Source organism: Limnohabitans sp. Jir72 (assembly GCF_003063575.1).
In the GTDB taxonomy this organism is placed as follows: Bacteria; Pseudomonadota; Gammaproteobacteria; order Burkholderiales; family Burkholderiaceae_C; genus Limnohabitans_A.
Window position 1 is genome coordinate 84,225 of the sequence record NZ_NESC01000012.1, and the last position, 7,636, is coordinate 91,860.

Here is a 7,636-nt window from a genome sequence, read left to right on the forward strand (position 1 = left end):
AGCAGGTGGGCGACTTGAACACCACCTTCTGATTGAACATGGCCTTACTGCAGATTTCCGAACCGGGCCAGTCGCCCGACCCGCACCAGAGACGCATCGCGGTGGGCATTGACTTGGGCACCACCCATTCTTTGGTGGCCTCGGTGCGCAGTGGCGTGGCCGAATGCCTGCCTGACGACGATGGTCGGGTGATCTTGCCTTCGGTGGTGCGCTTCATGCCGGGCCAAGGTCGTCAGATCGGCTTTGATGCGGTGCAGTCGGCTGCCATAGACCCCGTCAACACCATCGCCTCGGTCAAGCGCTTCATGGGCCGAGGTTTGAGTGACATCGCGGACCGCAGCAAACTGCCTTACGAGTTCACCGCCAGTGAACAGGGCATGCTCAGCATCCAAACGGTGCAAGGTCCCAAGTCACCCGTCGAAGTCAGCGCCGAAATTTTGGCCACCCTGCGTTACCGCGCCGAAGACACCTTCAACGACGACTTGTATGGTGCGGTCATCACCGTGCCCGCTTACTTTGACGACGCGCAGCGCCAAGCCACCAAAGACGCCGCGCAACTGGCGGGCTTGAACGTGCTGCGCTTGATCAACGAACCCACCGCTGCGGCGATTGCCTATGGACTGGACAACGCCAGCGAAGGCGTTTACGCCGTGTTTGATTTGGGCGGCGGCACGTTTGATATTTCGATCTTGCGCCTGACGCAAGGCGTGTTCGAAGTCTTGTCGACCGGCGGCGACTCTGCACTGGGTGGCGACGATTACGACCAGGCCTTGGCCGATGCCGCCATGGCGCGTCAGCCCGCCTTGCAGGCCACCACGGCCGAGGACAAAACCCTGCTCAAGGCGGCGGCCCGAGCCGCCAAAGAAGCACTCACCTCAGTCGATGCTGTCACGCTAGATGTCGCCTTGTCCACGGGCAGTTTGTCAGTGCACATCAGCCGTGCAGATTTTGAACAAGCCACCCAAGGCCTGACAGCCCGCTGCATCACCGCCGTGCGCAAAGCCCTGCGCGATGCCCAGCTGGCCAAGGACGATGTGCAAGGCGTGGTCATGGTGGGCGGCTCCACCCGCATGCCACAAATCCAGCAGGCCGTGGCAGAGTTTTTTGGCCAAGCCCCGCTCAACAACCTCAACCCCGACGAAGTCGTTGCATTGGGCGCGGCCATCCAGGCCAACCAACTGGCGGGCAACAACGCCGCAGGTGAATTGCTGCTGCTCGACGTGATTCCCTTGTCGCTGGGCATCGAGACCATGGGCGGCCTGGTCGAGCGCATCATCCCGCGCAACCAGACCATCCCCACCGCCATGGCGCAAGACTTCACCACTTACCAGGACGGCCAGACCGCGCTGGCGCTGCATGTGGTGCAAGGCGAACGCGATCTGGTGCAAGACTGCCGCAGCCTGGCCCGCTTTGAGTTGCGAGGCATCCCGCCCATGGCGGCAGGTGCCGCCCGCATCCGCGTGACCTTCACGGTCGATGCGGACGGCTTGCTCAGTGTGGGTGCCAAAGAACAAATCAGCGGCGTGGAAGCGCGCATCGACGTCAAGCCTTCGTATGGCCTGAGCGACGAGCAAATCGCCACCATGCTGCAAGAAAGTTTCACCACCGCCCAGGCCGACATGAAGGCGCGTGCTTTGGTGGAAGCCAGGGTTGACGCCGACCGCATGCTTTTGGCCACGCGCAGTGCTTTGCAAGCCGATGGCGATTTGCTGCAAGCCGACGAGCGAAGTGCCATTGACGCACTGATGGTCACGCTGCAAGCCGCTGTGCAAACAGAGCAAGACGCCAAAGCGTTGGAAGACTGCACCCAGGCGCTGGCCAAAGGCACCGAAGCCTTTGCCGCAGAACGCATGAACCACAGCATCCAGAAAGCCCTGGCTGGCCAAAATATCCAGTCGATGTAATTCACAATACCGCCATGCCCGTCATCAAAATCTTGCCCCATCCCGAATACTGCCCCAACGGTGCAGAAATCACGGCACCTCCTGGCACCAGCATCTGCGAAGCACTGCTCGACAACAAAATCAACATCGAGCACGCTTGCGACATGAGTGCTGCCTGCACCACCTGCCACGTCATCGTGCGAGAAGGTTTCAGAAGCCTCAACGAGATGGAAGAAACAGAAGAAGATCTGCTGGACCGCGCCTGGGGCCTAGAGCCCGACTCGCGCCTGAGTTGCCAGGCCTTTGTGGCCAAGCAGGATCTGGTGATCGAGATCCCACGCTACACCATCAACCACGCCAAAGAGCTGCACTGAGCGAAAGCGAGCCCGTATGCGTCAAATCGTTCTGGACACCGAAACCACCGGCCTCTCGGCCGAAGGCGGCGACCGCATCATTGAACTGGGCTGCGTAGAGCTGTATGCCCGCAAGCTGACGGGCAAAAACCTGCATTTCTATTTCAACCCCGAGCGCGACAGCCACGAAGACGCGCTCAAGGTGCACGGCATCAGCAACGAGTTCTTGCGCGACAAGCCCAAGTTCGCAGAGCTGACCGAGGAAATCCTCGACTACTTGAGTGATGCCGAACTCATCATCCACAACGCGGCGTTCGACATCGGCTTTTTGAACAAAGAACTCGAACGTGTGGGCAAAAAACCGCTGAAGGCCTACGTCAGCAACGTCATCGACACCTTGGCCATGGCCAAGGAGATGTTCCCCGGCAAGCGCAACAGCTTGGACGCTTTGTGTGATCGCTTGGAAGTGGACAACTCGGGCCGCACCTTGCACGGCGCATTGTTGGATGCTGAGCTGCTGGCCGATGTGTACATCAACATGACGCGTGGCCAGGAGGCCTTGTTGATTGACGCGGGCGATGCCGCGCCCAATGATGCGAAGCAAATGGCGGTGCAAGTGGACTTGAGCACCTTTGTGCTGCCGGTCTTGTCGGCCAATGCCCAGGAGTTGGCCGCGCACAATGAGGTGCTGACGCAATTGGACAAGTCCAGCGGTGGAAAAACTGTTTGGCGCCGACTGGCCGTGGCCTGAAAATTGGCGCAAAATTTTGGCATCTGCCTCAATCAGCGCAAATTTTTATGCCATAATTAAGGTCTTCGCTGCAATGCAGTGATGGGCGATTAGCTCAGCGGTAGAGCACTGCATTCACACTGCAGGGGTCACATGTTCGATCCATGTATCGCCCACCAAAATTTGAAGACAAGATCAAGCACTTAGAGGAAACTCTAGGTGCTTTTTTTTAGTTCAAAATCATGTGGTTCTCGGTGACGACAAATCTCAGATTTTTCGATGTCTTCAGAGATTTTCGAAACAGTCAAACACCCGACATCCATCGCCGATCCCAGGCGCTGTGCGGCTTCTGAGGGAGGGTGATGGCGCAGTCGCTGTCAATGTGTCAACACCCCAGGTGCATATCGCGACCACAGGTGCGACAAGAGCTCAAGTCACGGGGCTAGACAACCGGCAGGGCCAGATGCCAGTGGTGTGAATTGCGGCTCTGTTGGGTTCACTTTTTCGTCAAAGTTGGCACCAGCAAAGCGTCCAGGTTTTTCAAAATTTCAGACTCAACGGTGGACTTGAAGCTGCGCAACAAAACGCTCAACTGCACGGTAATTTCCAAGGTGTCATGGGTTGCCAACAATCGACCTTTGACACCGCTGCGCGTGAAAAAAACCTCGTCTACCGTCGCTCCCTCGTGGTACACACAGCGCAGGCCAAACTCTTGCTCTGCCATCTCTGCCCAAGTGAAAGCGATTTTTCGGATTTTTTTGAAACCATGCGCATGCGTTCGATGAATGTGCAGATCGGCCACTTTGTATCTCTTTTCTAACGTTATTTGCGTGATGCCAACAGCGGGCGCATGGCGTTGAGCGTGGCCAACAGGCCAGAGCCATTGCTGATCAAAGTGCAGGCCATGGGCGACATCAAACCAGTGGGCACCGCCAATGCCAAAGCCAAGGTGTTGGCACCCGCGATCAGGCTGAAGTTTTGTTTGACCAAGGCCATGCCATCGCGGCAAATGTCGATGGCCGGCAGCAGCTGGTGCAAACCCTCTTCCATCAAAACCACGTCGGCAGCGTTACGGGCAATGTCTGCACCGTCCACCAGTGAAATGCCTATATCGGCTTGGGCTAAAGCAGGGGAGTCATTCACGCCATCGCCGATCATGGCGAACGGCCCATATTTCAGACGCAAGGTGCGCACAATTTCGGCTTTGTCGTGGGGCAATATTTCCGAGTAGACCGTTTCAATGCCCACCTCGTCGGCCACGCGCCGAGCCACACCTTCGCGGTCACCCGACAACATCACAATGTGCTCTACACCGCGTGCGCGCAAGCCAGCGACCACGGCACGGGCTTCGGGCCTGGGGGCATCGCTGCACGCAATGGCGCCCACCAAGCTGTCGTCCAAAGCCACCAAAAGCACGATGTAGCCGTGGCCCTCTGCTTGAGCCAAATATTTGGCCGCTTTGCCGGTCGCAATGCCAAGGCTGCGCAAGAAGCGCGCGCTGCCCACATGCAAACGCTGCCCAGCAATCTCCGCCGTCACCCCCATGCCAATGGCAAACTGAACGTCGTCGCACAGCGGTAATGTGAGGCCGCGCACTTGCGCGGCATGCAAGACCAAAGCGCGTGCCACTGGGTGACGAAGCTGCGTCTCAGCAGCAGCGGCCAACTGCAATATGCGATCCGCGCTGATACGTGCATGCATGGACCGCACGTCCAGCACTGTCAAATGGCCCGAGGTGAGCGTACCCGTTTTGTCAAATGCAATGCCGCGCAGGGTGGCCAGTTGCTCAACATGGTGGCCACTCTTGATCAAAATACCCTGCCGCGCGGCACGCGTCATGCTGGCCAAAATGCTGGTGGGGGCGGCCACACGAATGCCGGTGCCGTAATCCACGATCGCCATCGACATGAAGCGGTCCACATTGCCGGTGAGTGCGAGCAAGGCCACATTGACACCCAACAGCGGAGCCACCAAACGGTCAGCAAATTGCTCGGCGTAGTTTTGAATGCGGGTTTCGCCCACTGGCGCCGATGCAATGACCTGCACAATTTTGGCCACCACCGTGTTGGCCCCCACCTCGGTCACTTGGACCGTGATGGAACCCTCCACAATGGAAGAACCCGCAAACACCATCTCACCCACACGACGTGTGGCAGGCACAGATTCACCCGTGATGTGGCGCTGATCCACAGAAGCCAAGCCGCTGCAAATCATGCCGTCGGCGGGCACCAAATCACCCGCCATCATCAGTGCCATGTCGTCGCACATCAACGATTGCGCAGGGATCAGGGTGATGTTGCCTTCGGCATCCAGACGCCTGGCCTGCACCACCTGAAAGTCCAACAGCTCACGCATGTGGCCGCGTGATTGGCGTGCGGTCAGCTCTCGCACCACATCACCCAAATGCACCATCATGGCAATCACGGCGGCGGTGCGCGGCTCACGGCGCAGCACGGCAATGGCCAAGGCCAAGCCATCTAAAAAGTCCACATTGAAGCGGCGCTCTTTGAACAAGGTGGTCACTGCGCGACGCCAAATGGGAAAACCCGTCAATACAATCAACAACAAGTCCAAGCCAAACCCGCCTGCAGGCCCCAGTACCAAAGCGGTGGCGGCCAAGGCCATTGATCTGAAAGGGCTGAATTCGATGGTTTTACTTTGTATGTTTTGCAGCTGGCCAGTTGGCAAGGTCACCAACATCGTGCTGGGTTGCAACAGCATCTCAAGCAAAGCATCAAACTGCCCCATGTGCTCAATCGTGATGGATTCACATGCAGGGTTGAGCCGGAAGTTGGACACCAAAGGGCTGCTGGACAGTTGGTGGCTGATGCGCTCACGCACAGCCTTGTCGACGCGCAAACGCGCCACGCGAATGCGGCATCGCCCTGGCACTTCATGCAGCAGTTGGTAGCTTGCGCGGCTGAGCGCGGGACTGACGTCAGTACCTATTTCGTGCATGCGAAAGACCCGTAGAAACAACCTTGACCACTGGCGCACCCATGCGATCGCGGTGCAAGGATAGAAATGAGTTGAACGCAAACGTGCCCAAGCTCAGCCACATGGGTGTACCTGTGCCTCGGGCTTGACGCATTGAGGTCGCTACCGCGAACATGAGCGGCAGCAAAAGCTTGAGGTCTACATAACCATCACTGGCTTGTCGCATTCGAAAATCCAACTCTTCGGCCCCCGCCATCAAGCTTTCGGCCAGGCGCGATTGCTTGGCCAAATAGCTAGAAGCGCCAGAAGCCACCGCCACATCAATGCCCGCTAGCAATGCGTCATCGCCTTGCAATCTCATCCATCCGTTGACATGGGGGTCGTTTTGCAAACGGCAGTAAAACACCGTATCCGCAGGGCTGTAGCAGATCACGATGCTGGAGGACGGTGCATTCACACGCACGCTTTCAACCCCGTCCAAACCGGCGATGATTTTTTGAACTATGGCAAAAAACTCGGGGTCTGCAGGCACGCCCAGCACCTTGAGCCGCATGCGGCCTGGAACGTGGTGCGCTATGCGAACCGCACTGACGGCTTCGGTTGGGGTGGTCGACACCTTAAGCCTGCGGGGCTGGCTTGTCGATCGGTGCAAGCTTTTGTTCATGCTTTACTTCGGCCACCAAATCGTGCACCTTCTCGCTGGTCTCTGCCACCACTTCTTGCATTTTTTTGGTCAAGACAAAACCGGCACGCAGCGCACCCTTGATAGCGGGACGCACATAGTCGCCGAGCTCGGGAAACAACTTCCCCAGCAAAATAGCGCCCGCGCCAATGATCAAACCTGGAATCAATTCCACTTCAATCAAGGCTGCGCCCACCACAATGGATGCAGCTGTGGCCACTGACGTTTTATCGCCCGAGACCAAGTCTTTGCTGCGTGCTATCAACTCGCTGATGCGGTGCTTGGCAGCTGCTGATTGGCTGTCGTGCGACGTTGCCTCGTACGCTTGTGTATAAGCCACCTCTGGTGCCGTGGCCTTGCTTGCTGTGGGCCGACGTGGGCTACGTGCTTTGGGCGCGCTTGCCTTTTTCAAAATTTCCGCGCTGTTGGCAGCGGTTACCTTGGTGTTTTTGACAACGTCTGAACGCTTGATTTTTGTGACCACTTCATACTCCATGCAGGTAGAGCGACACCGTCGGTGCGCGAGAGCCAAGTGCTGACTCTGTGGTGCAACGTTAAAGCGATCGATCGGCTGAGTCTGTTCGCTAACCACCCAACCCAGGTCAATTTTTGAAAAATCCTCATTGCCCATATTTGGCAAGGTATTTCATTCACTGACCTCACCTAACCTCATCTAAGATAAGCTGAGTATTTTTCCAATCGGCATATTGAGTTTTGCTGATGTAAAAGGGGATCACCAACTTCGCCGAGCTTGACGTCTTGCGCTCCGATGGTCAGGTCTGTAGGGGGATAGCAATTGGCCGCGCTGTTATCGCAGCACCCTCCAGATTGTTAAAACATTCCTTAAGGGTACTGAGGCAGTAAAAAAGCCCCACATATGTGAACTGACCCCAATAAGTTGGACGGTTTAAAAAGCTGATTAGGCCATAGAGGGCTGAGTTCTGTACTGCACAGGACTCAGCCCTTTTAGTTTGATCTTGATCCGATCGTTGTTGTAGTAGTGGATGTACTCCTTCAAGCCCATCTCAAGCTCTTTCACATTCTCGAATTT

8 protein-coding genes, 1 tRNA gene and 1 pseudogene are annotated in these 7,636 nt (G+C 57.0%); 4 read left to right on the forward strand and 6 right to left on the reverse strand.

Annotated features, from left to right (window positions below; all coding sequences use genetic code 11):
* The first annotated feature begins 38 nt into the window (after positions 1–38).
* From hscA to B9Z52_RS15395, 4 genes are all read left to right on the forward strand, one after another.
* Positions 39–1,904 carry a Fe-S protein assembly chaperone HscA gene (hscA, locus tag B9Z52_RS15380; protein WP_108414728.1) on the forward strand — a complete coding sequence of 622 codons (1,866 nt, stop codon included), beginning with the start codon at positions 39–41 and terminating at the stop codon, positions 1,902–1,904.
* 14 nt (positions 1,905–1,918) lie between these two features.
* Positions 1,919–2,257: an ISC system 2Fe-2S type ferredoxin gene (gene fdx / locus B9Z52_RS15385; RefSeq protein WP_108414729.1), complete on the forward strand. Its 339-nt coding sequence runs from the start codon at positions 1,919–1,921 to the stop codon at positions 2,255–2,257.
* A 16-nt stretch (positions 2,258–2,273) separates the two neighbouring features.
* Complete coding sequence (gene dnaQ / locus B9Z52_RS15390; RefSeq protein WP_108414730.1) at positions 2,274–2,987, forward strand: DNA polymerase III subunit epsilon; 714 nt, start codon at positions 2,274–2,276, stop codon at positions 2,985–2,987.
* Positions 2,988–3,070: 83 nt separating this feature from the next.
* Positions 3,071–3,145, forward strand: a tRNA-Val gene (locus tag B9Z52_RS15395).
* A 317-nt stretch (positions 3,146–3,462) separates the two neighbouring features.
* Here the strand turns inward: B9Z52_RS15395 and B9Z52_RS15400 are convergent.
* The 6 genes and pseudogenes from B9Z52_RS15400 to B9Z52_RS15425 form a co-directional block, all read right to left on the reverse strand.
* Positions 3,463–3,768 (reverse strand): polyhydroxyalkanoic acid system family protein, encoded by a 306-nt coding sequence (locus B9Z52_RS15400; RefSeq protein ID WP_108414731.1) that lies wholly within the window; start codon positions 3,766–3,768, stop codon positions 3,463–3,465.
* A gap of 20 nt (positions 3,769–3,788) precedes the next feature.
* On the reverse strand, positions 3,789–5,924 hold the full coding sequence (locus B9Z52_RS15405; RefSeq protein WP_108414732.1) for a heavy metal translocating P-type ATPase: 2,136 nt from the start codon (positions 5,922–5,924) through the stop codon (positions 3,789–3,791).
* A complete protein-coding gene (locus tag B9Z52_RS15410) occupies positions 5,905–6,519 on the reverse strand; it encodes a hypothetical protein (RefSeq protein ID WP_108414733.1) in 615 nt (204 codons plus the stop codon). The genes B9Z52_RS15405 and B9Z52_RS15410 overlap by 20 nt, the downstream gene beginning before the upstream one ends.
* 1 nt (position 6,520) lies before the next feature.
* Positions 6,521–7,216, reverse strand: a complete 696-nt coding sequence (locus tag B9Z52_RS15415; protein ID WP_108414734.1) for a DUF5132 domain-containing protein — start codon at positions 7,214–7,216, stop codon at positions 6,521–6,523.
* Between the two features lie 34 nt (positions 7,217–7,250).
* Positions 7,251–7,416: pseudogene (locus B9Z52_RS18295) on the reverse strand (DUF779 domain-containing protein); the annotation flags it as partial.
* Positions 7,417–7,504: 88 nt separating this feature from the next.
* On the reverse strand, positions 7,505–7,636 hold a 132-nt coding region (locus B9Z52_RS15425; protein ID WP_146182808.1), incomplete at its 5' end, for an IS3 family transposase.

What these genes read in the sequence shown, in the direction of transcription:
- hscA (WP_108414728.1), top strand. Translation starts at nt 39, where the DNA reads ATGGCCTTACTGCAGATTTCCGAACCGGGCCAGTCGCCCGACCCGCAC.
- fdx (WP_108414729.1), top strand. Translation starts at nt 1,919, where the DNA reads ATGCCCGTCATCAAAATCTTGCCCCATCCCGAATACTGCCCCAACGGT.
- dnaQ (WP_108414730.1), top strand. Translation starts at nt 2,274, where the DNA reads ATGCGTCAAATCGTTCTGGACACCGAAACCACCGGCCTCTCGGCCGAA.
- B9Z52_RS15405 (WP_108414732.1), bottom strand. Translation starts at nt 5,924, where the DNA reads ATGCACGAAATAGGTACTGACGTCAGTCCCGCGCTCAGCCGCGCAAGC.
- B9Z52_RS15415 (WP_108414734.1), bottom strand. Translation starts at nt 7,216, where the DNA reads ATGGGCAATGAGGATTTTTCAAAAATTGACCTGGGTTGGGTGGTTAGC.